22 protein-coding genes and 1 tRNA gene are annotated in these 24,332 nt (G+C 72.7%); 16 read left to right on the top strand and 7 right to left on the bottom strand.

Translation table 11 applies throughout. From position 1 onward, the window contains the following. Positions 1 to 26: 26 nt before the first annotated feature. The 8 genes from ACIQHQ_RS07965 to ACIQHQ_RS07930 all read left to right on the top strand — a co-directional run bounded on the left by ACIQHQ_RS07965 (position 27) and on the right by ACIQHQ_RS07930 (position 8,668). On the top strand, positions 27 to 1,211 hold the full coding sequence (locus tag ACIQHQ_RS07965) for an inositol-3-phosphate synthase (protein ID WP_402610872.1): 1,185 nt from the start codon (positions 27 to 29) through the stop codon (positions 1,209 to 1,211). Continuing rightward, entirely contained in the window at positions 1,208 to 2,245 is a 1,038-nt protein-coding gene (locus tag ACIQHQ_RS07960; protein WP_402610871.1) for an SCO3242 family prenyltransferase, read from the top strand. The genes ACIQHQ_RS07965 and ACIQHQ_RS07960 overlap by 4 nt, the downstream gene beginning before the upstream one ends. Next, on the top strand, positions 2,242 to 3,282 hold the full coding sequence (locus ACIQHQ_RS07955) for a sugar phosphate isomerase/epimerase family protein (protein WP_402610870.1): 1,041 nt from the start codon (positions 2,242 to 2,244) through the stop codon (positions 3,280 to 3,282). The genes ACIQHQ_RS07960 and ACIQHQ_RS07955 overlap by 4 nt, the downstream gene beginning before the upstream one ends. Further along, the gene (locus ACIQHQ_RS07950) at positions 3,279 to 4,049 is read left to right on the top strand and encodes an EboA domain-containing protein (protein WP_402610869.1); all 771 of its coding nucleotides are present in this window, start codon (positions 3,279 to 3,281) and stop codon (positions 4,047 to 4,049) included. Before ACIQHQ_RS07955 ends, ACIQHQ_RS07950 begins: the two co-directional genes overlap by 4 nt. Further along, positions 4,049 to 4,960 (top strand): TatD family hydrolase, encoded by a 912-nt coding sequence (locus ACIQHQ_RS07945; protein WP_402610868.1) that lies wholly within the window; start codon positions 4,049 to 4,051, stop codon positions 4,958 to 4,960. Before ACIQHQ_RS07950 ends, ACIQHQ_RS07945 begins: the two co-directional genes overlap by 1 nt. 3 nt (positions 4,961 to 4,963) lie before the next feature. Then, positions 4,964 to 6,130: a metabolite traffic protein EboE gene (gene eboE / locus ACIQHQ_RS07940; protein ID WP_402610867.1), complete on the top strand. Its 1,167-nt coding sequence runs from the start codon at positions 4,964 to 4,966 to the stop codon at positions 6,128 to 6,130. Next, the gene (locus tag ACIQHQ_RS07935) at positions 6,127 to 7,545 is read left to right on the top strand and encodes a nucleotide pyrophosphatase/phosphodiesterase family protein (protein ID WP_402610866.1); all 1,419 of its coding nucleotides are present in this window, start codon (positions 6,127 to 6,129) and stop codon (positions 7,543 to 7,545) included. The genes eboE and ACIQHQ_RS07935 overlap by 4 nt, the downstream gene beginning before the upstream one ends. An 82-nt stretch (positions 7,546 to 7,627) precedes the next feature. Then, complete coding sequence (locus ACIQHQ_RS07930) at positions 7,628 to 8,668, top strand: sugar phosphate isomerase/epimerase family protein (protein ID WP_402610865.1); 1,041 nt, start codon at positions 7,628 to 7,630, stop codon at positions 8,666 to 8,668. A gap of 202 nt (positions 8,669 to 8,870) precedes the next feature. Here ACIQHQ_RS07930 and ACIQHQ_RS07925 read toward each other — a convergent pair whose 3' ends face one another. Next, a complete protein-coding gene (locus ACIQHQ_RS07925; protein WP_402610864.1) occupies positions 8,871 to 10,202 on the bottom strand; it encodes a DUF2254 domain-containing protein in 1,332 nt (443 codons plus the stop codon). 142 nt (positions 10,203 to 10,344) lie between these two features. Between ACIQHQ_RS07925 and ACIQHQ_RS07920 the strand changes: the two genes are divergently transcribed. Then, positions 10,345 to 10,429: transfer RNA gene (locus ACIQHQ_RS07920), tRNA-Leu, on the top strand. A 101-nt stretch (positions 10,430 to 10,530) separates the two neighbouring features. Here the strand turns inward: ACIQHQ_RS07920 and ACIQHQ_RS07915 are convergent. Beyond that, a complete protein-coding gene (locus ACIQHQ_RS07915) occupies positions 10,531 to 12,249 on the bottom strand; it encodes a sigma-54-dependent Fis family transcriptional regulator (protein WP_402610863.1) in 1,719 nt (572 codons plus the stop codon). Between the two features lie 528 nt (positions 12,250 to 12,777). On the opposite strand from ACIQHQ_RS07915, the gene ACIQHQ_RS07910 reads away from it, so the two are divergent. The 5 genes from ACIQHQ_RS07910 (at position 12,778) to ACIQHQ_RS07890 (ending at position 18,932) form a co-directional block, all read left to right on the top strand. Beyond that, entirely contained in the window at positions 12,778 to 14,571 is a 1,794-nt protein-coding gene (locus ACIQHQ_RS07910; protein WP_402610862.1) for a S8 family serine peptidase, read from the top strand. A gap of 28 nt (positions 14,572 to 14,599) precedes the next feature. Then, positions 14,600 to 15,679, top strand: a complete 1,080-nt coding sequence (locus tag ACIQHQ_RS07905; protein ID WP_402610861.1) for a ComEC/Rec2 family competence protein — start codon at positions 14,600 to 14,602, stop codon at positions 15,677 to 15,679. Then, a complete protein-coding gene (locus ACIQHQ_RS07900; protein ID WP_402610860.1) occupies positions 15,676 to 16,953 on the top strand; it encodes a patatin-like phospholipase family protein in 1,278 nt (425 codons plus the stop codon). The genes ACIQHQ_RS07905 and ACIQHQ_RS07900 overlap by 4 nt, the downstream gene beginning before the upstream one ends. Positions 16,954 to 17,042: 89 nt before the next feature. Continuing rightward, positions 17,043 to 17,885 (top strand): NAD(P)H-binding protein, encoded by an 843-nt coding sequence (locus tag ACIQHQ_RS07895; protein ID WP_402610859.1) that lies wholly within the window; start codon positions 17,043 to 17,045, stop codon positions 17,883 to 17,885. 138 nt (positions 17,886 to 18,023) lie between these two features. After that, entirely contained in the window at positions 18,024 to 18,932 is a 909-nt protein-coding gene (locus ACIQHQ_RS07890; RefSeq protein WP_402610858.1) for a YceI family protein, read from the top strand. Positions 18,933 to 18,983: 51 nt separating this feature from the next. Here the strand turns inward: ACIQHQ_RS07890 and ACIQHQ_RS07885 are convergent, their stop codons facing one another. Both ACIQHQ_RS07885 and ACIQHQ_RS07880 read right to left on the bottom strand, forming a co-directional pair. Then, the gene (locus tag ACIQHQ_RS07885; protein ID WP_402610857.1) at positions 18,984 to 19,367 is read right to left on the bottom strand and encodes a DUF6083 domain-containing protein; all 384 of its coding nucleotides are present in this window, start codon (positions 19,365 to 19,367) and stop codon (positions 18,984 to 18,986) included. A 351-nt stretch (positions 19,368 to 19,718) separates the two neighbouring features. Further along, the gene (locus ACIQHQ_RS07880) at positions 19,719 to 20,342 is read right to left on the bottom strand and encodes an HD domain-containing protein (protein ID WP_402610856.1); all 624 of its coding nucleotides are present in this window, start codon (positions 20,340 to 20,342) and stop codon (positions 19,719 to 19,721) included. Between the two features lie 169 nt (positions 20,343 to 20,511). Here ACIQHQ_RS07880 and ACIQHQ_RS07875 point away from each other — a divergent pair, with 169 nt between their 5' ends. Next, a complete protein-coding gene (locus ACIQHQ_RS07875; RefSeq protein WP_402611602.1) occupies positions 20,512 to 21,054 on the top strand; it encodes a hypothetical protein in 543 nt (180 codons plus the stop codon). A gap of 213 nt (positions 21,055 to 21,267) precedes the next feature. Here the strand turns inward: ACIQHQ_RS07875 and ACIQHQ_RS07870 are convergent, their stop codons facing one another. Continuing rightward, a complete protein-coding gene (locus tag ACIQHQ_RS07870) occupies positions 21,268 to 22,227 on the bottom strand; it encodes an ATP-binding protein (protein ID WP_402610855.1) in 960 nt (319 codons plus the stop codon). Between the two features lie 364 nt (positions 22,228 to 22,591). Beyond that, positions 22,592 to 22,993 carry a RidA family protein gene (locus ACIQHQ_RS07865; protein ID WP_402610854.1) on the bottom strand — a complete coding sequence of 134 codons (402 nt, stop codon included), beginning with the start codon at positions 22,991 to 22,993 and terminating at the stop codon, positions 22,592 to 22,594. 113 nt (positions 22,994 to 23,106) lie between these two features. Here ACIQHQ_RS07865 and ACIQHQ_RS07860 point away from each other — a divergent pair, with 113 nt between their 5' ends. Next, positions 23,107 to 23,487 (top strand): winged helix-turn-helix transcriptional regulator, encoded by a 381-nt coding sequence (locus ACIQHQ_RS07860; RefSeq protein ID WP_402610853.1) that lies wholly within the window; start codon positions 23,107 to 23,109, stop codon positions 23,485 to 23,487. 18 nt (positions 23,488 to 23,505) lie between these two features. Here ACIQHQ_RS07860 and ACIQHQ_RS07855 read toward each other — a convergent pair whose 3' ends face one another. Then, complete coding sequence (locus ACIQHQ_RS07855) at positions 23,506 to 24,267, bottom strand: CDP-alcohol phosphatidyltransferase family protein (RefSeq protein ID WP_402610852.1); 762 nt, start codon at positions 24,265 to 24,267, stop codon at positions 23,506 to 23,508. Between the last annotated feature and the right edge of the window lie 65 nt (positions 24,268 to 24,332).

Raw genomic sequence — 24,332 nt, 5'->3', positions numbered from 1 at the left:
GTTCGCGTACGACCAGGAGGCTGCCCATGTCCGCGTCCCTCTCCCGCCCGCGTGTGGGGGTGTGGCTGATCGGAGCCCGAGGCTCCGTCGCCACCACCGTCGTCACGGGGTGCGCCGCCGTCGCCGCGGGACTGCACCCGCCCACCGGCATGGTGACCGAAACACCGGCATTCACCGGCAGCGGCCTGCCCGCCCTGTCCGACCTCGTCTTCGGCGGCCACGACACCCTCGACTGCCCCCTGCCCAAACGCGCCGAGACCCTCACCGCCGGCGGCGTCCTCCCACCCGGCGTCGCCACCGCCGTCGCCGCGGAACTCGCCGCCGCCGACCGGGAGATCAGGCCCGGCGGCCCCACCCCGGGCGACACCAGGAGCGAGGCCGACCTGATCACGGCCTTCACCCACGACATCCGCGACTTCCTGCACCGCCACGCACTGGAACGGGCCGTCGTGGTGAACGTCGCCTCCACCGAACCCGCCTCCCACGGCCCCGAAGCCCCGCTGCCGGCCAGCACCCTGTACGCGTTGGCCGCCCTGCGCGCGGGCTGCCCCTATGTCAACTTCACCCCCTCCGAGGGCATCCACCACCCCGTCGCCGCACGCGAGGCCGAAGAAAGCGGCCTGCCCTTCGCCGGCCGGGACGGCAAGACCGGACAGACACTGCTGCGGGCCGTGCTGGGGCCGATGTTCACGCAACGGGCGCTCGAGGTCCGGGCCTGGTCCGGCACGAACCTGCTCGGCGGCGGCGACGGGGCGGCCCTCGCCGACCCGGCCGCCGCGGCGGCGAAGAACGCCGGCAAGGAACGCGTCCTCGCCGACACCCTCGGCACCGTCCCCGAGGGCGAGGTCCACATCGACGACGTCCCCGCCCTCGGCGACTGGAAGACCGCCTGGGACCACATCGCCTTCGACGGCTTCCTCGGCACCCGCATGATCCTCCAGACCATCTGGCAGGGCTGCGACTCGGCCCTCGCGGCGCCCCTGGTGCTGGACCTGGCCCGGCTGACCGCCCGCGCCCACGAGACGGGGCTGTCCGGCCCGCTCGACGCCCTCGGCTTCTACTTCAAGGACCCGGTGGGGGACGGGCCCCCGGGGCTGCCGGAGCAGTACGAGGCGCTGGTCCGGTTCGGGCGAAGCCTCGCGCAGTCCGGTGGAAAGGATCGTGGCACGCGGCCGGTGAAGGGCTCCGAGGAGACAGGGGAAGCCCCGTGACGCTGCGCGAGAGCCTGTGCGGGTGGCCCGGCGGTGCGCCCGGCATCGGCCCGGAAACCGGTGGCGGCGCCCAGGCCCCCCGCCCATGCACCGACCGCTCCCACCGGAACCGCGCCTGGGCGGAACTCCTGCGCCTGCCCGCCCTGTTCAGTGTCCCCGGGGACGCCCTGGCCGGTACGGCCGCCACCGGCTCGGCGCCCAACTCCCGCACGGTGCTCGCCGTCGCCTCCTCCCTGTGCCTGTACGAGGCCGGCATGGCCCTCAACGACTGGGCCGACCGCGACGTGGACGCCGTCGAACGCCCGCACCGCCCCCTGCCCTCCGGCCGCATCAGGCCGGCTGCCGCCCTCACCGCGGCCTGCGCCCTCACCGGAGCCGGACTGGCCCTGGCCGCCCGCGCGGGCCGCCCGGCCCTGGCCGTCGCCGCACCCCTGGCGGCGACCGTCTGGGCGTACGACCTCGGCCTGAAGCACACGCCCGCCGGACCCGTGGCCATGGGTGCGGCCCGCGGCCTCGACCTGCTCCTGGGAGCCGCGGCCACCACCGGCCGTACCCGCGAGGCCCTGCCCTCCGCCGCCCTCCTCGGCACCCACACCCTGGCCGTCACGACGGTCTCCCGCCAGGAGGCACAGGGCGGCTCACCCCTGCCACCCCTGGCGGCCCTCGCGACGACCGCTCTGCTCACCCGGCTGCTGACACGGCCCTCCGCAGCCCAGCCGAGACGCCCCCGGCAGGCCACCGTCACCGGGATGACCGGACCCCGGGCCGCCCGGCGCCCGGGGCAGGACCGGGCAGCGCCGCTCGCCACCGCCCTCGGGGCCGCCTACGCCACGACGACCGCCCGCCCCTACGTCCACGCCACCCTCAACCCCTCGCCTCCTCTCACCCAACACGCCGTCGGCGCCGGCATCCGCGCCACCATCCCCCTCCAGGCCACTCTCTGCGCGCGCTCCGGGGGCACGGTGTCCGCCCTCCTCATCGCGGTCCTCGCCCCCCTCGGAGCCCGGTTCGGGAAGAGGGTGAGCGTCACATGAGTCGTGATGCCCGCAGCTTCGAGAGCGGTGCCGGCTCCTCACGGGCATCCGGCGCCCAGACCGCCGCCTCGCCCCGTACCGCCCTCGCCCCACCCGGCACCCTCACCTCCCTCCGCTTCGGCTACGGCACCAACGGTCTCGCCGACCTCCGGCTCGACGACGCGCTCGCCCTCCTCGCCGACCTCGGCTACGACGGCGTCGGACTGACGCTCGACCACATGCACCTCGACCCGCTCGCACCCGGCCTCGCCGCCCGCACAAGCCGGGTGGCGCACCGGCTGGCCGCGCTCGGACTGGGCGTCACCATCGAGACGGGCGCCCGCTATGTGCTCGACCCGCGCCGCAAGCACGGCCCGTCCCTGCTGGACCCGGACCCCGCGGACCGGGCCCGCCGCGTCGACCTCCTCCTCCGGGCCGTCCGGGTCGCCGCCGACCTCGGCGCCCACGCGGTTCACTGCTTCAGCGGTGTCGTCCCCGACGGCACCGGCACGGACTCCGCGTGGAAGCGCCTCGCCGAGACCCTGACTCCTGTCCTGGACGCCGCCGCCTCCGTGGGCATTCCGCTCGCCGTGGAACCCGAGCCGGGCCATCTCCTCGGCACGCTCGCCGACTTCCACCACCTCCGCAGCGCCCTCGGCGACCCCGAACCCCTCGGCCTCACTCTGGACATCGGCCACTGCCAGTGCCTAGAACCCCTTCCACCGGCCGACTGCGTACGCGCCGCCGCGCCCTGGCTGCGGCACGTCCAGATCGAGGACATGCGGCGCGGCGTCCACGAGCACCTTCCCTTCGGGGACGGGGAGATCGACTTCCCGCCGGTCCTGGCGGCCCTCGCCGCCACCGGCTACCAGGGCCTGACCGTTGTCGAGCTGCCCCGCCACTCCCACGCGGGTCCCCACTTCGCCGCACACTCCCTCCCGTTCCTCCGCCACGCCGAGCGGACCGCGGCCACCACGCCGCCCGTCCCCGCCTTCCAGCAGACCGCGCCACCCCACGGCGCTCCCTCCGCCACCCATGAGGGGAGCAGCACCGGATGACCCGTCCCCGCACCACACCAGCGTCGAGAACCGAGCAGACCGAGAGCACCCAGGGCGCCCAGGACACCGCCCGGACCGCCGACGGCCCGGACGGCACCCCCCACCTCCCCAGCCGGGACACCGCCCCCGCCCTCGCCGACCTCCGCCGCCACCTCGCCACCCACCTCGACCCGGCCGCCGAGGCCTGGCTCGACCACGCCCTCGACGAGGCCGCCGCCCACCCCGGTCTCCACGGGCCCATCTCCGCATGGGAACTGCGCCTCGCCGAAGCCGGCCGGCGCTGCGGCCCGGCCTACGCAGACGCCGCGCGCGTCCTCATCCTCGACGCCGCCCGCGCCGACACCGACGCCCTGACCCGCGTCTACTTCCAGGGCACCGCCGACGAGCGCCGCGCCGTACTGCACGCCTTGCCCCACCTCGTCTCCGGCCCGGACGCCCTGCCGCTGACCGAGGACGCCCTGCGCGCCAACGACACCCGACTCCTCAGCGCCGCCCTCGGCCCCTACGCCGCCCGGCACCTGACCGCCCACCAGTGGCGGCACGCCGTGCTGAAGTGCCTGTTCACCGGCGTCCCCGTAGACCACGTCGCGGACCTGCCCCGGCGTGCCGCCGGTGACGGCGAACTCGCCCGGATGCTCGGCGACTACGCCGCCGAACGCGCCGCCGCCGGCCGAGCCGTCCCCGAGGACCTGTACCGCGTCCTGGACCTGACCGAGTCCGGCACCCCGGCCCCCGGCACGGGCCACCCCCACGGCAAGGAGTCCTGATGCGCATCTTCGACCCCCACATCCACATGACGTCCCGGACCACCGACGACTACGAGGCCATGTACGCCGCGGGTGTCCGTGCCGTCGTCGAGCCGTCCTTCTGGCTGGGGCAGCCGCGCACCTCGCCCGCCTCCTTCCGTGACTACTTCGACGCCCTTCTCGGCTGGGAGCCCTTCCGCGCCGCCCAGTACGGCATCGCCCACCACTGCACGATCGCCCTCAACCCCAAGGAGGCGAACGACCCGCGCTGCGCACCCGTCCTCGACGAACTGCCGCGGTATCTCGTCAAGGACAACGTGGTGGCGGTCGGGGAGATCGGCTACGACTCCATGACACCCGCCGAGGACACCGCCCTCGCCGCGCAGCTCCAGCTCGCCGCCGACCACGGGCTGCCCGCCCTCGTGCACACCCCGCACCGCGACAAGCTCGCCGGTCTGCGCCGCACCCTCGACGTCGTCCGGGAGTCCGCGCTGACCCCGGACCGCGTCCTGGTCGACCACCTCAACGAGACCACCGTCAAGGAGGCCAGGGACAGCGGCTGCTGGCTGGGCTTCTCCGTCTATCCGGACACCAAGATGGACGAGGAGCGGATGGTCGCGATCCTGCGCGCCCACGGTACCGGGCAGGTCCTGGTGAACTCCGCCGCCGACTGGGGCAAGAGCGACCCCCTCAAGACCCGAAAGGTCGGCGACCTGATGCTGGCGGAGGGCTTCGACGAGGACGACGTCGACCAGGTGCTGTGGCGCAACCCCGTCGCCTTCTACGGGCTCAGCGGCCGCCTGAACCTCGACGTCACCGCGACGGACGCCACCCACGAGGGCAACTCCGTCCTCCGCGGCGCGCCGAAGGACCCGCACGAGCCGGACAACGGCCCCGGCAGGCCGGCCGGCGTCCCCAACGCGGGGGCGTGAGCCATGCGCTTCCGCCACCCCGACGGTTCCACCGTCCACCTCGCCTACTGCACCAACGTCCACCCCGCCGAAACCCTCGACGGCGTCCTCGCCCAGCTGCGTGACCACTGCGAACCCGTCCGGCGCCGCCTGGGCCGCGACCGGCTCGGTATCGGACTGTGGCTCGCCAGGGACGCCGCCCACGCCCTCGTCACCGACCCGGCCGCACTGCGCAAGCTGCGCGCCGAGCTGGACCGGCGCGGCCTCGAGGTCGTCACCCTCAACGGTTTCCCCTATGAGGGCTTCGGCGCCGACGAAGTCAAGTACCGCGTCTACAAACCGGACTGGGCCGACCCGGAACGCCTCGACCACACCACCGCCCTCGCCCGCGTCCTCGCCGGGCTGCTCCCCGACGACGTCACCGACGGGACCATCTCCACCCTTCCCCTCGCCTGGCGCACCGCGTACGACGACGGCCGTGCGGAGATCGCCCGCACCGCGCTGCGCACCCTCGCCGAGCGCCTCGACGCCCTGGAGGAGCTGACCGGCCGCTCCATCCGGGTCGGCCTGGAACCGGAACCCGGCTGCGTCGTCGAGACGACCCACGACGCCATCGCCCCGCTCACCGCGATCGGCCACGACCGCATCGGCATCTGCGTCGACACCTGCCACCTCGCCACCTCCTTCGAAGATCCGCGCACCGCCCTGGACGCGCTCGCCGCAGCCCGCGTCCCCGTCGTCAAATCCCAGCTCTCCGCCGCCCTGCACGCCGAACACCCCCATCTCTGCGAGGTACGCGAGGCCCTCGCCGCCTTCGCCGAGCCCCGCTTCCTGCACCAGACCCGCAACGCCACGGCCGCCGGCCTGCGCGCCACCGACGACCTCGACGAGGCCCTCGCCGGTGCCCTGCCGGACGACTCACCCTGGCGCGCCCACTTCCACGTCCCCCTGCACGCGGCCCCCGCCGCCCCTCTCACCTCCACCCTGCCGGTCCTGGAATCCGCACTGACCCGGCTTGTCGGCGGCCCGGCCCCGCTCACCCGCCATCTGGAGGTCGAGACCTACACCTGGCAGGCCCTTCCGCCCGAGCTGCGCCCCAAGGGCCGCACCCAGCTGGCCGAGGGCATAGCCGCCGAACTGGCCCTCGCCCGCGACCTGCTGACGGACCTCGGCCTGAAGGAGCTGCCATGAGCAACGGCATCCATGAGCACCCCGGCCCGGCCACCACGGACCGCCCAACCCCCCTCCTGGTCCTCGACGTCGTCGGCCTCACCCCCCGTCTGCTCGACCACATGCCGCACCTCAAGGCGCTCGGCCTGTCCGGCTCCCGCGCCCCGCTGGGCACCGTCCTGCCCGCCGTGACCTGCGCCGCCCAGTCCACCTTCCTCACCGGCACCATGCCCTCGGAGCACGGCATCGTCGGCAACGGGTGGTACTTCCGCGAACTCGGCGACGTCCTCCTGTGGCGTCAGCACAACGGGCTCGTGGCCGGCGACAAGCTCTGGGACGCCGCCCGCCGCGCCCACCCCGGCTACACCGTCGCGAACATCTGCTGGTGGTACGCCATGGGCGCCGACACCGACATCACCGTCACCCCCCGCCCCGTCTACTACGCCGACGGCCGCAAGGAACCCGACTGCTACACCCGGCCTGCCGCGCTGCACGACGAACTCACCGCCGAACTCGGTACGTTCCCCCTCTTTCACTTCTGGGGCCCCGGAGCGGACCTCGTCTCCAGCCGGTGGATCATCGACGCGACCCGCCACATCATCCGCACCCGGCACCCCGACCTGACGCTCTGCTACCTCCCGCATCTCGACTACGACCTGCAGCGCTTCGGCCCCGACGACCCGCGCTCCCTGAAAGCGGCCACCGACCTGGACGCCGCCCTCGCCCCGCTGCTGGACGACGCCCGCGCCGAGGGCCGTACCGTCGTCGCCCTGTCCGAGTACGGCATCACCCGTGTGGACCGGCATGTCGACATCAACCGCGCCCTGCGCCGGGCCGGCCTGCTGGAGGTGCACACACAGGACGGCATGGAGTACCTCGACCCGATGGCGTCCCGCGCCTTCGCGGTCGCCGACCACCAGATCGCCCATGTCTATGTGCGCCGCCCCGAGGACCTGGACGCCACCCGGGCCGCCCTCGACGGTCTGCCCGGCGTCGAGCAACTCCTCGACGATCAGGGCAAGACGGCCCACCATCTCGACCATCCGCGCGCCGGCGAACTCGTCGCCGTGGCCGAACCCGACGCCTGGTTCACGTACTACTACTGGCTCGACGACGACCGCGCGCCCGACTTCGCGCAACTGGTCGAGATCCACCGCAAACCCGGCTACGACCCGGTCGAACTCTTCATGGATCCCCTCGACCCCTACGTCAAGGTCAAGGCGGCCACCGCACTGGCGCGCAAGAAGCTCGGCATGCGCTACCGCATGGCGGTCGTGCCCCTGGACCCCTCACCTATTCGCGGCAGCCACGGCCGCCTTCCGGCGAGCGACGACGACGGTCCGCTCCTCATCTGCTCCACCCCCCGCGCTGTCGGCGACCGCGTCGCGGCCACCGATGTGAAGTCACTGCTGCTCCGACTCGCCGGCCTCACCTGAGGTCATGACCCGCAGTGTCCGACTGGTCACAAGTGAAGCACTCACCACTGACAACGCCCCGCGATCACGAGGAGTTCCCCGCATGAGCCGCTTCTCCCAGCCCGACCCCGAGCTCGGTCACCGTCTCAGCAGACGAGGCATGCTCGGCGTGGCCGCCGGTGCCACCGCCGCCGCCCTGCTCGGCGCCGCGGCCCCCGCGACCGCCGACACGGCCGCCACCGCGTCCGGCGCCAAGGGCCGCGGCCGCCCCGTCCTGCCGCCCGGCCGGCTCGGCATCCAGCTCTACAGCCTGCGCGACAAGGTCTCCTCCCTCGGCTTCGGCCCCGTCTTCGCCGAACTGGAGCGGTACGGCTACGACGAGGTCGAGTTCGCCGGCTACACCCAGGGCTCGGCCGGTCCCATCACCCTCGCCCAGCTCAAGCGGCTGGCCCGCGACCACGGCCTGAACCCGATCGGCAGCCACGTCGGCTACTACTCCGACGACCCCGGCGCCTACACCTTCGCCCAGAACCTCACCAAGGTCCTCGACGACGCCCAGGCCCTCGGCCTCAAGCACATCGGCACCGCCTCCGGCCCGTTCCGCTACGGCTCGACCGTCGACGCCTTCAAGCGCGCCGCCGAGGACTTCAACACCTACGGTGCGGCGGCCAGGGCCCGCGGCATGAAGTTCTACCAGCACAACCACTCCGAGGAGTTCTCCTTCGCCACCGACAATCCCAGGGTCCGCCTCTACGACATCCTGCTCAAGGAGACCGACCCCGACCTCGTCCACCTGGAGATGGACATCTACTGGGCGTACGTCGGCCAGTTCCGCTTCTCCAAGCGGCCCGACGGCACGCCCGCGCCGTTCGACCCGCTGAACTACGTCCTGCGGCGGCCCGACCGCTACCCGCTCTTCCACGTGAAGGACGGCGAGAGCGACCCGTCGAACCCCTACGGCTACAAGATGACCGACGTCGGCGACGGGGACATCGACTACCAGCGGTTCATCTCGGCCGTGACCCGGCTGCGGGGCCACCGCATGGCCCACCACTGGCAGGCCGAGCACGACAACCCGGCCGAGTCCTTCACGTTCGCCCGCCGCTCCAGTGCCCACCTGCACTCCCTGAGGGAGAAGTGCTGACCGGCGTACGGACATGAGGAGACCATTCCCGGACGGGGGAGGGGCCTCCTCATGGGTGGAGCGGGCGTCAGCCCACGGTCTGTGGCCGCCGGCACGGTCGGGCGCCGGGCCGGCCTGCCGTGGTGATTCGGCCGGCTGCGGCGGCATGCCTCTCTTCGGCCCGGCCGCCCAGGGGCGTGTCCCGAGCAGGCCCGGGACAGGCTCAGCCGATGCCCTGCCGGTCCGGGCGCAGGGCGAACTCCCGGTCCGACGGGGTCGGGGCGGCCAGCCCGACGGCCTGCCGGAGCAGTTCGCGATGGCGCAGCAGCGGCTCGCGGCGTTCCGGCGGCGCGAGCAGGAGCAGATCGTCCAGGCCGGCCAGCATGCGCCGGGAGACCTGTGGGTTCCCGGGGGCGCAGGCCCGCACCTCGGTGAACCCGAGATCGACCAGCTCGGTCCACCCGGGCACGGGCTGCACCAGCCGCACCGCACCGGCCCGGTCCCGGTGCAGGGCGGCGTCCAGCGGCCGTCGGCTCAGCACGGCCAGGAACTGGACGATCCGGTCCAGCGCCTGCACGGCGGTCGTCGGATCGTTGATCGCGGACGACAGGGCGCGCAACGCGATGTCGGACAACTGCCGCAGCCCGAAACCGAGATCCTGGTGATAGGTCCGCTCCACCCCTACCGAGATCGCGTGACGCAGCACCCGGTGCGGCGGGACCGGCCCGCCGTGCACGGCCAGCAGGGGCATCCCGGGCACCACGAAGTCCCCGATCCGCGGGATCAGCCGCAGCACGACCCCGTACTGGCGCGCCACTCGCGCCAACCGCGCGATGTGCACGTCCCGCACCACCCCCGCCCGGCCCTCGTGCGGCACCCACGCGGTCTCGGGGCCGAGGACGGGAGCGTCCTGTCCGCCCACCGGCACCGGCATCGAGGCGGCCACCCGGAACGACTCCGAGGCGATCCGCGCGATCACATGGCTGATCCGCATCAGCCGCAGGGTGGTGTTCACGTACAGCACGAAAAGCAGCAGGCTCAGTCCGACCATGCAGAGGGTGAGGGCCGACTGCACCAGAGGTACCGACGTGACGGCCCGGGGGTCGTCGACACTGTCGAAGCTCGTCAGGACCAGCAGGGCCAGTACGAAGGTCGCCAGGAACACCGCGAAGGTCGCCTTGGTGATCCGGCTCCGGACGAAGAGCCGCACCACGCGGGGGGTGAACTGGCCACTCGCCATCTGCACGGCGACCAGCGAGATGCTGAAGACGACACCGATGAAGGTCATCATCGCCGAGCCGACCGCGCTCACCACGGCCTTCGCGTCGTCCGCGAACCGCAGCAGCTCGTCGAGCGTCCGGAAGTCCCGCTCCTCCCGGAGCGCGTCGACGAGGGCCGTGTCGAGCAGCTCCGCCCCCGCCCAGACCACGAAGATCCCCACCATCGCCGCGGTGGGGGCGAACCAGAACGTGTCCCGCAAGTGCTCCCGTAGCGGCGACAGGGCACGCGGGCGACGCCTCACCGAGGGGCTCTGCGTCACCATCCAGTCACTCATGGTGTGACCCTAGAGGTATCGGGGCGCGAGGTCCCGGACCCCCGCCAGGCGGACGGAAACGCAGGTGAAAGGCACTCCGAAAGCTTGGTATTGTTGTCCGTGTCGCCGCGGGGAACACCCCTGGCACGGCGACGGACACCTGGTCCGGGTGGCGGAATGGCAGACGCGCTAGCTTGAGGTGCTAGTGCCCTTTATCGGGCGTGGGGGTTCAAGTCCCCCCTCGGACACAGATCAGCTCGGGCGGGTCGAGATCTTCTCGACCCGCCCGAGCTGTCGTGCGTCGTTCCCGTGCCAGGCGTCGTTTCCGCGCACCGAGCCGTTCTGCGGCTCAGCGCCGGTACTCCCGCAGCTTGCGGTACAGCGTCGCCCGGCCGATCCCCAGCGCCGCCGCCGTGCGGGCCTTGTTGCCGCCGTGACGGCCCAGCGCCTCCAGGATCGCGGCGCGTTCGGCGTGCTCCATCGGGCTGAGCGGGCGCGCGGACGGTCCCTCCCGGACGGTGTCCGGCAGCTCTGCCCGGCGCACCGGACCGGCCATCCGCCGGTGCTCCGCCAGGGCCCGGACGACATGGGCCAGCTCGGTGACGTTGCCCGGCCACGGGTACAGCTCCAGGGCCCGCAGGGCGTCCAGAGTCCAGGTCAGCGGCGGCTGCCCGGGCGCGGGGCGCGGCGCGAGGGCCGGCAGCAGTTCCCGTACGTCCTCGGCGCGTTCCCGCAGCGGCGGCAGGGTCACCGAGCGGGCGGACAGCTTGTCCAGCAGGCGCTGGAGGCAGGGGCCGGCCGGCGCACCGGGCGTGTAGGTGACCAGCAGCCGGGCGTCCGGGTGCTGGTCCAGCAGGGAGTTGAGCGCGGCCACGCCGGGTTGCGCGAGGCGCTCGGCATGCCGGAGCAGGAGCGGCCGATCGGGCTGCCACGCGTGCAGGGCCCGGTCGAGTCCGGCGTCCTGCGCCGCGTCGGCGGCCTGGGCGGTGTCCGGTCCCCACAGCTCCCGCGCCAGTGCGGACTTGCCGGTTCCGCGTTCGCCGGTCAGCAGCAGCGGCCCCCGGGAGCGGGCCAGCTCCATGGCCCGCCCGACGGCGTGCCGCCAGGGGACCGAGGAGCCGGTCAGAGTGGCCGGCCGGCCGGGTGAGGCGGCCGCCGGGGGTGCCGGATCGTCGAGCGGTTCCAGGACGGCCACGACCCCGATGGCCGTGCCGTCCAGCCGTACCGGAGTGACGCGCGCGGTGCACCCTGCTCCCTCCGGCAACTCCGCCGGGCCCGTGACGTCGGCGCCCCGCGCGCCGGCCGCCGTACGCTCCAGCACGCCGAGCACCTCGGGCGTGAGCAACCGCTGCGCGGCGTCGCTGACCAGCCGGTTGCGGCCGTCGAGGGCCGCCACGGCCCGATCCCGCCCGCGCGCCGCACGCATGTAGGCGTCCAGCAGCACCCGCTCGGCCCGTCCCGCCCGCGTCCGCAGCTCCGTCTCGACCGCCGCGACCGTGGCCTCGGCGAACGCGGCCTGGGGGTGCGGCGGACCCGCGGCGCACAGCCGCGACGCGACCGTCACCGTGCCCAGCACCTGCCCGCTCTCCGGTGCGAGCACCGGGACGCTGACCGCGGACACCTCCTGCCACCGGTCGAGGAAGTGCTCGGGCCCGTGCACTTCGGCACGGCCCCGGGTGCGCAGGGCGAGGGCCGCGCTGTTGTTGCCGACCTCCTGCTCCGACAGGACGGTGCACGCCTCCAAGCCGGGCACGTTCCCCGCCGTCCACAGCACGCGCAGCCGCTCGTCGGTCAGGACCAGCAGCGACCGGCCCGCACCCAGGGCGGGCACGATCCGGTCGAGCACCGGCCGGGCGGCACCGAGCAGCTCCGACGCGCGGGGGCGCGACGGGCACGCCGGCGGCTCCTCCAAGTCGTGACGCACCCCGAAGAACCGGGCCCGCCGCCACGCCGCGACCACCTCCTGCGGCACACCCGCGGGCAGCGGACGGCCCGACAGGAACCGCTCGCGTGCGACACGGAGCGAGGGACGGACGGTGGCTGCGGAGGAGGGGTCTGTGGTGGTCACGGCACAGCCCACCGTAGCGGGTTCGGTTGAACGAAAAACAACTGTGGGTCCCGGTGCCCGCATTCACCGGCCCACGGTGTCTCTGCCGAACTCGGCCTCGCCAAGGCGCCGACGTGACACCGGCGGCGGCCCGGGCGGCGGGCGAGCCGTCCGCCAACCCGCGGGAGGTGACGGCGGAGGGGGGGGCGGGGCGTGCTGCTCGCGGCGTACGAGGGAGGACCGCCCTCGACGGCAAAGGTGCCGCCCTTCAGTCGGCACGCCCGCACCTTCCGTGACCGCGATCTCACGGCCCGTGCCTGATGTGTCGTCAGCGTGCCGCCGGAACCTGGCGCCCGTGGCTCCCAAAGGACCAGATCCGCAGGGACCCACGGGCATCGTGGACGCGGTCCGACCGGAGGCGTCGGCACGGACGGCCGTGCGGTTGCAGCGCCCGTGACCGGGGCGGAGGATGAAGGCAGGCCCTCCGGCCGCCATCACCGCCTCCCACCGCCTTGCGCAGGGCCGCACGCACGCGCACCGGGAGTCCCCATGGACCGAGCCGACCTCTCAGCGGTGTTCTACGGGGATGGCCCCGTCCCCGTCCTGTGGGCCACCCACTGCCCCGTGCACTTCGACGTGTGGCTGGCGTTCGCCCAGCCGCCGTCCTCGCGGGGGGACGCCCACGGTTCGGGGGCCGTGGCCCGGGCGGGAGAGCGGGGACGGCAGGACCTGATTCTCGCGATCCGTGAGGAGTACGGCGTCGAGCGGGTGCTGGAGCGTTTCCAGAACCGCGGGCTGATGGAGAAGTGCCGTCCCATCGCCGCCGGCAGTTTCGTGGCCGCACAGCTGACCCTGAAGGAGCTCGTCGGCGACGTCCTGCCGCTGACCAGTCTGGCCGGTGCGGTGCGTGTCGCCCACGAACTCGCTCGCTACGGCGGGACCGAAGGCATCGAAGCAGCCCTCGCCGGACACGTCAGGACCCCGGCCACCAGCGAGATCCACGACAGCATGGAACGCCGGCAGGAGCGCGGCCGCCACGTCACCTGGCTGTTGAGGCTGCTGCACCGCATCGTGCGCCACGCGAGGCCCGACCTGGGCGGGGGTGAGACGCGGGAACAGGCGGTGACCGGCGTGCTCGTCGACATGCTGGACGCCGTCGTCGTGGACACCGGCCCCGCGCACCGGCCGCACGCACCCGCCGGGCGGGTGGCCGACCGGAGACAGAAGTATCCGGTCGTCTCCGTGACGACGAACCGGCCCGCGACCGGAGCGGTCGTACGGTCCCGCCGGACCATCAAAGCCGACGCGGCGGAGCAGGTCTTCTCGGTCGACACCGCCTCCATCGGCTGGGCCGTCGTCGACAGCGGCATCGATCCACGGCACCCCGCCTTCCACGACTGGGACACCACCGGCCCGGCGCCGCAGCGACTCGAGACGCGTATCGCCCGTTCCTTCGACTTCACCGGCGTACGGGAGAGACTCTCCGCCGACGTGCTCGTGGGCGGTCTCGTCAACTGGGCGGCCGCCCTGCCGTCCGTCGAGACCACCCCGTCCCAGGAGCAGCCCGCACGGCCGCCGCCCGGCGACCAGCACGGCACCCACATCGCCGGCATCATCGGCGGCTGGTGGCCGGAGCTCGACTTCCGCGGCATCTGCCCGCGCATCCGGCTCTACGACTTCCGCGTCCTCGACGACGAGGGAGGGGGCGACGAGTTCTCCATCGTCACCGCGCTGCAGGCGATCCGTCACATCAACGAGCAGGCAGGGCGGTTCATCGTCGCCGGGGTCAACATCAGCCTGTCGGTCCCGCACGACGTCGCCAGTCACTCCACCGGGTGGACACCCGTGTGCGTCGAGTGCGACCGCCTGACACGGTCGGGCGTCGTGGTCGTCACCGCGGCGGGCAACGCGGGGTTCGCCGACACCGCGCGGACGGTGGGCGCCGACTACCGGGCCATCAGCATCTCCGACCCCGGAAACGCGGAGTCCGTCATCACCGTCGGCTCCACCCACCGCAGCAATCCGCACCGCCACGGCGTCAGCTACTTCTCCGGCCGGGGGCCCACCGGCGACGGGCGGCCCAAGCCCGACCTGGTGGCGCCGGGGGAGGACATCGACGGTCCCATCCCCGGCGAGGGCATCGCCGCCATGCACGGCACCAGCCAGGCTGCGGCCCATGTCAGCGGGGCCGCAGCCATGCTGCTGGCCCGCAACCGGGAGTTGCTCGGCCGCCCGGAACGGGTGAAGGAGATCCTGTGCGCCACGGCGACGGACCTGGCCCGTGAGCGCCACTTCCAGGGCCACGGGCTCGTCGACGTGCTGCGTGCCATTCAGTCCGTCTGACGGAACCGCCCACCAGCCAGGAGAGGACATGCTCACCTTCGATTTCCTCGACGCGCGCCACGGCGACTGCTTCCTCGTCCACTGGGGCACGCCCCACGAGCGGGTCATGCTCGTCGACGGCGGTCCCGGTGGCGTCTACCGGGCCACACTCCGCGGCCGGCTGCGGGAGCTCGGCGGACCGGACGGCGGTGACCGGCCGCACCTCGACGTCGTGTGCCTGTCCCACGTCGACGACGACCACGCCGGCGGGCTCGTCCGGCTCTTCCGCGACATGAGACAAGCCCAGCAGGACGGGGAAGACCCGCCGTACGCGGTGGACGCCCTGTGGTTCAACTCCGTGGAGGAACTCGTCGACCGGCGCGCCCCAGGGCTGAGCGCCTCCGTCCGGCCGCTCCTCGAACGCGCCGCCGCCGACGCGGCGGTCGGGGCGAGCTACAACCAGGGCCGCGACATCCGCACCGCGGCGACCGCGCTGCGCCTGGACGGCAACGCCCCGTTCGGCGGACCGCTCACCGAGGGCGCCGAGGCCGTCCTCGACGACCTGGACGTCACGGTCGTCGCACCGGACCAGGAAGCGCTGGTGGAGCTGGAGGAGCGGTGGCGCAAAGCGAAAGAGCGCGGCGATCCCGACGTCATCACCGCGGGCTACACCGACGGGTCGGTGCCGAACCTCTCCAGCATCGTCCTGCTGCTGCGCCACGAGGGCCGCACCGCCCTGCTCACCGGTGACGCCCGCGGCGACCGCGTCCTGACGGGGCTGCGCGAACTGGGCCTGCTCGACGACTCGGACCCCCTCCACGTCGACCTGCTCAAACTGCCGCACCACGGCAGCGACCGCAACGTGGAGGCGGGCTTCTTCGAGCAGGTGCGAGCCGACCACTACGTCATATCCGCCGACGGCGTCCGCCACCACCACCCCAGCGAGGACACCTTGCGCTGGCTCGTCGAGTCCCGGGCACCGGACGACGAGTACGTCATCCATCTCACCAACCACATCCCGTTCGCCGAGGAGGAACTGAGGCGACTGGGCGAGGGCCGCGCCTTCGGCGTCGACGTCCGGGCGCCCGCCGACCAAGCGCTCCTCATCACGATCGGAGACCGGCCATGACCACCTCCCGGCAGGCCCCCGCCCCTCCCGCGCCCCCGGGCGGCGCCGTACCGGACGCCGGGCCGCAGTGGGCCGTGGACTCGCCCGCCGCCGGCACCGGCCTCACGGCGCGTCCCTGCGGTGACGCCCTGCGCCCCGCAGAACCACCGGCCACCGCGCACCCGGTCGCGCTCGCCCTGTCCGGCGGCGGGTTCCGCGCCACCCTCGCCGCCCTGGGCTTCGTGCGGCTGCTGGCCGACACCGGGCTGCTCTCCCGGCTGCGGTACTCCTCGTCCGTGTCCGGCGGTTCGATAGCCAACGGCTGCCTGGCCACCGCCTGGCCGGCGCTGCGCCGGGAGAACTTCACCGCCCGCGCCGTCGACGAGCTGGTCATCGCGCCGGTCGTCGACCGCGTCTCCTCCCGCTCCCTCAAGCGCGCCCTCGTCCGCGGCCTGTGGCGAACCCTCGGCCCCTCGACCCGTACGGACCTCCTGGCCGGGCGTCTGGACGAGTGGTTCCTGCGGGAGACCGAACTGGAGCGCCTGGACCCGGAGGTGCGCTGGATCGTCAACGCCGCCAACCTGACCACCGGTGCCCGCTTCACCTTCGAACGCGACGTGTACGGCGACTACACCATCGGCCTGGCCCCCACAGCCGGCACGCGGCTGCGGCTGAGCCGGGCCGTGTCGGCCTCCGCCGCGGTCCCCGGCGCGTTCCCGCCCGTCGTTCTCGACCAGGCACCTTTCCCGTGTGCCGCCCAGCCGCCCGCCCTGCTCGACGGCGGCACGTACGACAACACCGGCCTGGAGGCCATCGACTCGGACCGCTACCGGCACACCTTCCTGTGCGTCCTCAACGCCGGAGGGCTGCTGCGCCCCGGAGTGTACGGCCGCGTGCCGGTGGTCCGGGACCTGGCCCGGGCGAACTCGCTGCTGTACCGGCAGAGCACCACGCTGCGGACACGTGCCGCCGTCGAACGCTTCGAGCACGCGAGGGCCTCGGGTCCGGACGGTGCGCTGCCACGCGGGGCCCGCCGCGGCATCCTCGTCCAGCTCTCCACCGACTTCCCGGTGAGCGGCCCGGACGCCCTGCGCCGCTGGCGCGCGGCCTTCCCCGAGAATCCGGCCTTCGACGGCCGCCATCTCGCCCTCGTCCCGACCGTGTTCGACCGCCTCGAACCCGGCCTCTGCCGTGCCCTGGTCCACCGTGGCTGGTGGCTGGGCGGCGCGGCTCTGGCGGCGTACCACCCCGAGCTGCTTCCGGACGACCTGACGGCGCTGCGCCCGCCGCAGTGATGACAGCCCTGCCGACGACCGCAAGCGCAGACCCGACCCGTCCGGTTTCGCGGACAGAAGGTGACCGCAAGCCTTCCTAGGGTCGTGACATGACTCAGACCCAGAGGATTCTTGTCACCGGCGCCACCGGAACCGTCGGCCGTCAGGTCGTCGCCGAACTGCTCCAGCGCGGGCACGAGGTTCGGGCCTTGACGCGCGACGCGGCGAGGGCCGCCCTCCCGGCCGGTGTCGACGTCATCGAGGGCGACCTGACCGAGCCCGGGAGCCTGGCCCCGGCCCTCGAGGGCGTCACCGGCCTCCATCTGATCACTTTCGGCGGTGCCGCCTTCAGCCCGCTGGAGACCGGCCCCCGGATCCTGGAGCTCGCCCGCTCGGCCGGTGTCCGACGCGTCACCGTGCTGCACGGCGGCGGGCCCACTCCCCTCGAGGACACGGTACGTGCCGAGGACGGCGTGGACTGGACCGTGCTGATGCCGGTGGAGTTCATGGCCAACGCCCTGGAGTGGGCGGACGGGATCGTCGCCTCGGGCGAGGTGCGGGAGCCGTTCGTGGACCGGCTCAGCGCCATGGTCCACGAGGGGGACATCGGCGCCGTCGCGGCCGTGGCGCTCACCCAGGAGGGGCACGGCGGCCAGGAGTACGTGATCACCGGCCCCGACGTGCTCACCGTCGGGGACAAGGTGAAAACGATCGCCGCCGCCGTCGGCCGGGATATCACCCTGGTCGAACTGACCGAGGAACAGGCCCTCGCGCAGTGGCGGGCGGCGGGCCTGCCCGAGGACGTCATCGGCTTCCTGAGGGAGACGTACGGGAACACGCCGGAGGTGGGCCGCACGGTCTCCGGCACCGTCGAGCGGGTCACCGGCCGCCCGGCACGCACCTTCGCCCAGTGGGCCGCGGAGCACACGGACGCCTTCCAGGGGCGGCCCTGACTGTCTCGTATTGAGACACCCGGACCGCAGCGAGATCCGTCAAGATCGGCAAGGGGGTGTGACCGCAGCAAGGTGCGGCCGTCGGCATGCGCGAAATCGGCGCCCGTACGGCCGCACACCCGAAGAAAGGTGACCACCATGGCCCTCGCACTGCTCCGGCGCCGGTGGCTCAAGAACACTCCCGCCGCAGCGGAGGGCCTCGCCCTCCCCTCCGGCGCGGGTGCCGTCGCCCGCGAGGTCGTCGACCCGATGGGCTCGCCCCTGGCCGCCGCGGACGTCACCGTCACCGCGCTGGACACCCACCGCGTCGCCGTCCGCGGCACGACCGACCCGTACGGCTACTTCCTCGCGGCACTGCCGCCCGGCCGGTACAGCCTGCTCATCTCGGCGGAGGGCCTGCGGCCGCACCGCGAGACGATCGAGACGGGCCCGGGCACCCCGACGACCACCGAGCGCGTCTGGCTGCAACCCGCCGAGGCGCTCCAGCTCCCGACGGCGGGGACCTGGCTCTTCGACCCGCCGCACACCGCCATCCGGTTCATCGCCAAGCATGTCGGCATGGCCCATGTGCACGGCCGCTTCGAACGCTTCGAGGGCGGCATCCGGATAGCCCCGGACATGACCGACTCCCGCGTGCACGTCCGCATCGACGCCTCCAGCATCACCACCGGCAACACCACCCGCGACAACCATCTGCGGTCCGCCGACTTCCTCGACGTCGAGCGCTTCCCCCACATAGACTTCACGAGCGCGCGCTTCGCCTACCGGGGCGGCAGCAAGTGGACGCTGCAGGGTTCCCTCACGATGCACGGCGTCAGCCGCTCGGTGGCCCTGGACACGACGTACCTCGGCACGGTCAACGGCGGCTACGGGCAGGAGCTGCGCTGCGCGGCCCTCGCCACGGCGGAACTCCACCGCGAGGACTACACGCTCAATTGGCGTTCCATGCTGGCCCGGGGCATCGCCGTGGTCGGCCCGACCGTCCAGCTGGAGCTGGACGTCCAGGCGATGTACCGCACCCACGACACCCCGACCCCGCCGGAGTAGGGGTCCGGCGTGGCCCTGCCGGGAGGCCCGGGCCGGACGGACGGGCCGAGCCTACCCGGCGTCCGGCCACACCTCCCGCGGCCGGGGCTGTTCCGGGTCGGACCGCCGCTCCGCCGCCCGGGCGTTCTCTCCCCGCAGGGCGGTCAGCCAGGGCCACAGATCGGGCAACGGCTGCCGCGCGCAGGCCAGTCGGTGCTCGATCCGGCAGCGCTGTGCTCCGTCCGGCGGGCACACGCCGTACACCGTGACCCGGCCGTCCGACAGAGTGATCCACCGGTGTTCCGCGGGCACGAGATGCGCCGGCACCTCCACCCCCGGCTCCAGCAGCACCCAGTCCTGATCCAGGGTCGCCACGTGATCCTGCGGCAACCGGCAGTGTGGACACGCGTACTGGCCGACCTGCAATCGGCGCGGCCCCTCTTCGACAGCCCCCATGCGGCCAGGGTCCGCAGCCGACGGCACGGTGAGTAGGGCGCGAACCGGACGAGGCGCCCGAATCGCACGGAGACCAGAGGGAAACAACGAGGCTCGACAGGTTCAGCCGGCAACCACCGCCCGGACGCCCGCGGCTGGAACGCGACGACGGCCCCGACGTCCCGCACCTCCACATGCGCCGGCCGGCTCCGTGTGACCTTCCCGCACTCACGCACATACCCGCCCAACACCGAGCGCCGGGCGTCCCCACGACGAGCGAAGGGAGAGGGCCGCGGAGGCCGGAACCGTACGCAGAAGGATCCTGTGCGGTGAGGACGTCGTCGAGGTGGCGGACCAGGTGATTCCCGGCTTCTAGGCCTGAACGGCGGCCGTCGTGGGCTCTGTCTCCGCCCCGAAGCCCGGCACGGGCCCCGCGAGGACCGGATCGCCGAACTCCGTGCGCAGCGCCTGGAAGGCGGTCACCTTGTCCGCGCCGAAGCGGCGAACGTGAGCGGCGTAGGCGTCGGGGGAGAGGAACGCCGACGGCCGGGACTTGGTGTGGAACTTGTCCGCGTACATCACCAGCCTCTCCTCCTCCGTCACCGCCATGTAGTCGGCGGGAGGCAGGGGCAGTTGCCGGCTCACGATGTCGTGCCGCGTGAGTCCCACTCCGGTGTGGTGGGAGCAGAAGCGGCAAAGGGTTTCGGGGAAGCCCTCCGCTTCGAGGATCTCGTGGCCGAGCAGGCCGTGCCTGATGTAGTTCTGGTGGTCCAGGCGTCCGGCGCCGTCGTAGAGGCGGTAGACGCCGATGTCGTGGAGGAGGCAGCCGGCGCGGACCAGATCGGCGTCGAGGTGCGAGAGGTGGGGCGCCGACAGGAGCTGCTCGGCGATCGTCCAGACGATCTCGCAGTGCGTGTGGACGAGGGTGAACGCCTCGGTGGTGGGCGCGTACTTCTCATGCAGCGCTCGGATTTGTGCGGGGCCCGGAATGCTCACCGCAGGAGCGTAACAACCGCCGATCCCGCCCGGTCCGACAGTTCCCGCGCCGCCGGTTTTCACGCGATGGGGTGGTGCTGCGGACGAGCGGGCACGGGCCGGCTGCGCGGGCCGTTCGAGCGGGTGACGGGGACTCCCGTCCGTGATCACCACTTCATCGGAGCACTCCATGGTCCTGCACTTCCACCGCAACCCCGACGGCACGACGACCGGGCGCAACGAGGCCAACGGCTTCACGGTGACGCACGTCGAAGAAGAAGAGGTGAAGCGGCAGTTGTACGAGGACGCCGGGTGGGAGTACTCGCCTCCACCGCCTCCGGTTCCACCCGGGGTCCACCGGTTCTCCCTGGTTCACGACGAGTTCCGGGCCGCCGGGTTCGGGGACGAGGGGTACGCGGGGGTGCGGGCGCGTCCGCCGGAGGGGTGTGTGCCGGTCGACCGGGGGTGCTTCGCCCTGGAGTGTGTGCGGCCCGGCAAGACGCTGCTGGACGCGGTCGCCGGTACCGTCGCCGAGGTCCGACGAGAGCACGGGCTGGTGATGAACAGTCTGGGCGTCGAGAAACCCCACGAAGGGTTCGGCGCGGACGACAAGAACGGGTACGCGGCGAAGAGCGTCGCGCACTTGGTGCTGATGGCCGCCGACCGCGCCCGACTGCTCGGGTACGGGCGCAAGGAATTGGTCCGGCTGCTCGATGCCACGGGGATCGAGTAGGGGGCGGAGGCGGCTGACGCCCGGCCGAAATCCCGTTGCCCAGGACACCACCTGCTGACAAGGTCGCGCCCATGCCCACCTTCTCCGCTCCCAACGGCACCAGTACACCGGGTTGTTCCCGCGGGCGGAGCTGGTCGTGCGGAGCGCGGCTGGGCACTTTCCGTGGCGGGACGGGGCGGGGGCGTTCGTGACGGCCCTGGCGGCCTTCCTCGGTCAGGCGTCCGCCCCGCTGCCCGGGACGTAGTCCGGGTCCACCTGCGCCGCCAGGTCCTCGCCCGTGCGGGCGTCCGCCCAGGCGTGGACGTTGCGCAGATGGAACTCGACCGCGTGGCGGTGGAGCCGGTCCCAGTCGCGCGGGTGGGAATCGACCGTCTCGCGCAGCACCCTGAGGGCGTGGCGGTTGTGCGGCTCCAGCGACGCCAGCGCGTCCGGGCCGGGCTCCGTGCGGCCCTGCTCGGCCGCGCGGACCCAGGGGGACTGCACCAGGTGGGTCAGCAGGTCGTCGCCCACCTGTTCCTTGAGGAAGAGCAGGTCGTCCTCACTGGTGACCTTGTTGCCGACGACCGCGATGCGGATGCCGAACTGTTCCGCGTGGTCGCGGTACTGGCGGTAGACGGAGACGCCCTTGCGGGTGGGCTCCGCCACCAGGAACGTGATGTCGAAGCGGGTGAACAGACCCGAGGCGAAGGCGTCCGCGCCCGCCGTCATGTCGACCACGACGTACTCGCCCGGGCCGTCCAGCAGGTGCCCGAGGTAGAGCTCGACCGCGCCGAGCTTGGAGTGGTAGCAGGCCACACCCAGGTCCGACTCGTCGAACTCGCCCGTGACCATCAGCGGGACACCGCCCGCCCGGCCGACGTGCCGGGCGTGCAGTTCGTCCTCGCCCAGCGGGCGCAGCAGGCGGGAGCCGCGGCCCGGCGGGGTCGTCTTGATCATCGCCTCGGGTGAGGTGATGCGCGCATTCGTGCCCCGCAGGTACCTCTTGATGTCGGGCAGGTGCGCGCCCAGAGGAGGCGCGGGCTTCTCCTCGCCGCCGAGCGCCTCGGCCAGGTGCTGGTTGATGTCGCCGTCGATGGCGAGGACCGGGGCGCCGGAGCGCGCCAGGTGGCGGGAGAAGAGCGCGGACAGCGTGGTCTTGCCGCTGCCGCCCTTGCCGACGAACGCGATCCTCACGACCGCCCCACCTTTTTGAAAATGGATGTCATGTGGTCAGGTTTAGGGAGTGATCCACGCCGGTGTCAAATCGGCTGCTCCGTACGGGATGTGGCGATGACCTGGCGTGGATCACCCGGTTGACCGGCGTGTTCCGCTTGATGAGGCACCTGTGCAGGTGAGTTTTCAGAGCATCAAGAGCCACCTCCGGTTCCTCACCGCCCTGGTCCTCGCGCCGTGTCTCACCGGCTGTCTGGTCGCTCCCGGTGGCAAGTCCTCACCGGAGGGCGGACCGTCGGGCGCCCGCCCCGACGTCCGGGGCGTGCTGCTCGACCCGTACGAGCGGACCCTGGTGGGCGCGGGAACGCGTCGCCGACCGGTCCGTTCAGGCGGGCAGCTTGGTGTCGACCACGCAGCTGACCTCGATGAGCTGACCGGGAAAGGTCAGTTCGGTGACGCCCAGGGCCGTGCTGACCGGGCGGTGGGCGCCGAAGTACGCCCGGTTGCCCCTCGCCACCACCTCGGCGTGGGCCACCAGTTCCACCACGTACAGCGTCTGGGACACGACCTGGTTGCGGGTGGCGCCGTAGTGGGCCAGGACCTTGTCGAGGTTGACGTAGGTCTGCTCCAACTGCGCGGCGATGTCGTCCTCGGGGTGGAAGGCACCCGACTCGTCGAACGAGAGCTGCCCGGAGACGTGGATCAGATCACCGGACCTGATCGCCTGCGCGTAGCCGAAGTGGTTCTCGGCCGGGATGCCGTGGTCGTAGACGTCGATGGTGGTCACCGTGGATGTCCTTCCGTCGTGCGCGAACCCGCGCTCTCTTGCGGTTACTCGGAAACCGTAGGAGAGTGGCGGCCGGCCTGGAAGAACGCACTTTTCCGTGACTGGGGAACCCGATGGTGACCAAGCAGTTGAGAGACCTGCCGGAGAACGCGGACCTGCGCAGGGCGGACTCCCTGGCGCGGGAGATCTTCTCGGACGTCGCCAACAAGTGGGCGCTGCTGATCATCGAGGCCCTCGGGGAACACACCCTGCGCTTCAGCGCGTTGCGCGACGAGGTCGAAGGAGTCAGCCACAAGATGCTGACCCAGAACCTGCGGATGCTGGAGCGCAACGGCCTGGTCTCCCGCAAGGTGCACCCCACCGTGCCGCCCAAGGTCGAGTACACGCTCACCGAACCGGGCCGGGCCCTGCGCGCCACGGTCGACGCGATCTGCGGCTGGACCCATGAGTACCTCGGTCAGATCGAGGCGGCGCGCGGCCGGTTCGACGCCTGACCGCCCCCGTCCCCGCCGTCAGCCCGCGACCAGTTCCCGCACCTGCCGCGGGGCCACCGGCTCCTCGACGCGCGAGGTCCGGTACAGCCACAGCACATCCCGCCCGAACGACCACACCAGCAGGCCCAGTGCCAGAGCCGCGACCCCGAAGTTGGCCGCGTGGGGCAGCAGACCGGCGCCCGCCAGCAGCAGGAGCACACCCTGGAGCGCGGCGACGGTCTTGCGGGCGGTGCTCGGCGGGAGTGCGGCGGTCAGCCAGGGCCACACCTTGGCCGCGGCGACGAAGACGTAGCGCATACCGCCGATCAGCAGCACCCACGGGCCCAGTTGCATGGACACGTACACGCTCAGCACCAGGATCAGGAACGCGTCGACCTCCATGTCGAAACGCGCGCCCAGCGGGGTCGAGGTGCCGGTGCGGCGGGCGACCTTGCCGTCCACGCCGTCGAGGATCAGCGCCACCGCCGTCAGACCGACGAACAGCGACACGGGCGGCGAACTCTGGAAGGAGTCGGCGACCAGGGCGGTGACCCCGCCGACGAGGGTGGCCCGGCCGAGGGTGACCCGGTTGGCGGCGCCGAACGAGCGCAGCCGCGAGCGGTACAAGGCCCGCGAGAGCACCGCCCAGGTGGCGATCGCGAACGCGAGGCCCGTCAGCCAGCCCGCCGGCCCCATCCCGATCGCCGTGCCGATCAGGGCCAGCAACAGGACCTGCACACCCGCCCCCAGGGCGGTCTCCTGCTGTACGAGCCTCGCGTCGTAAGTGTTGTTCAGGGCCACCGAACGTCCTCCGGCCGTGTGACAGAGTCGATCAACGCCGCTACGTTGTGCGCGGCCTGTGCACC

It is taken from the genome of Streptomyces sp. NPDC092370, from assembly GCF_044755265.1.
Classification (GTDB): Bacteria; Actinomycetota; Actinomycetes; order Streptomycetales; family Streptomycetaceae; genus Streptomyces.
Note: the sequence above shows the minus strand (reverse complement) of the source record. Positions and strands in the feature narration are given on the sequence as shown.

Coding starts and splice junctions, on each gene's coding strand:
- ACIQHQ_RS07930 (WP_402610865.1), top strand. CDS start 7,628: ATGAGCCGCTTCTCCCAGCCCGACCCCGAGCTCGGTCACCGTCTCAGC.
- ACIQHQ_RS07925 (WP_402610864.1), bottom strand. CDS start 10,202: ATGAGTGACTGGATGGTGACGCAGAGCCCCTCGGTGAGGCGTCGCCCG.
- ACIQHQ_RS07935 (WP_402610866.1), top strand. CDS start 6,127: ATGAGCAACGGCATCCATGAGCACCCCGGCCCGGCCACCACGGACCGC.
- ACIQHQ_RS07885 (WP_402610857.1), bottom strand. CDS start 19,367: ATGGGGGCTGTCGAAGAGGGGCCGCGCCGATTGCAGGTCGGCCAGTAC.
- ACIQHQ_RS07955 (WP_402610870.1), top strand. CDS start 2,242: ATGAGTCGTGATGCCCGCAGCTTCGAGAGCGGTGCCGGCTCCTCACGG.
- ACIQHQ_RS07895 (WP_402610859.1), top strand. CDS start 17,043: ATGACTCAGACCCAGAGGATTCTTGTCACCGGCGCCACCGGAACCGTC.
- ACIQHQ_RS07950 (WP_402610869.1), top strand. CDS start 3,279: ATGACCCGTCCCCGCACCACACCAGCGTCGAGAACCGAGCAGACCGAG.
- ACIQHQ_RS07900 (WP_402610860.1), top strand. CDS start 15,676: ATGACCACCTCCCGGCAGGCCCCCGCCCCTCCCGCGCCCCCGGGCGGC.
- ACIQHQ_RS07875 (WP_402611602.1), top strand. CDS start 20,512: ATGGTCCTGCACTTCCACCGCAACCCCGACGGCACGACGACCGGGCGC.
- ACIQHQ_RS07910 (WP_402610862.1), top strand. CDS start 12,778: ATGGACCGAGCCGACCTCTCAGCGGTGTTCTACGGGGATGGCCCCGTC.
- eboE (WP_402610867.1), top strand. CDS start 4,964: ATGCGCTTCCGCCACCCCGACGGTTCCACCGTCCACCTCGCCTACTGC.
- ACIQHQ_RS07945 (WP_402610868.1), top strand. CDS start 4,049: ATGCGCATCTTCGACCCCCACATCCACATGACGTCCCGGACCACCGAC.
- ACIQHQ_RS07965 (WP_402610872.1), top strand. CDS start 27: ATGTCCGCGTCCCTCTCCCGCCCGCGTGTGGGGGTGTGGCTGATCGGA.
- ACIQHQ_RS07890 (WP_402610858.1), top strand. CDS start 18,024: ATGGCCCTCGCACTGCTCCGGCGCCGGTGGCTCAAGAACACTCCCGCC.
- ACIQHQ_RS07860 (WP_402610853.1), top strand. CDS start 23,107: ATGGTGACCAAGCAGTTGAGAGACCTGCCGGAGAACGCGGACCTGCGC.
- ACIQHQ_RS07905 (WP_402610861.1), top strand. CDS start 14,600: ATGCTCACCTTCGATTTCCTCGACGCGCGCCACGGCGACTGCTTCCTC.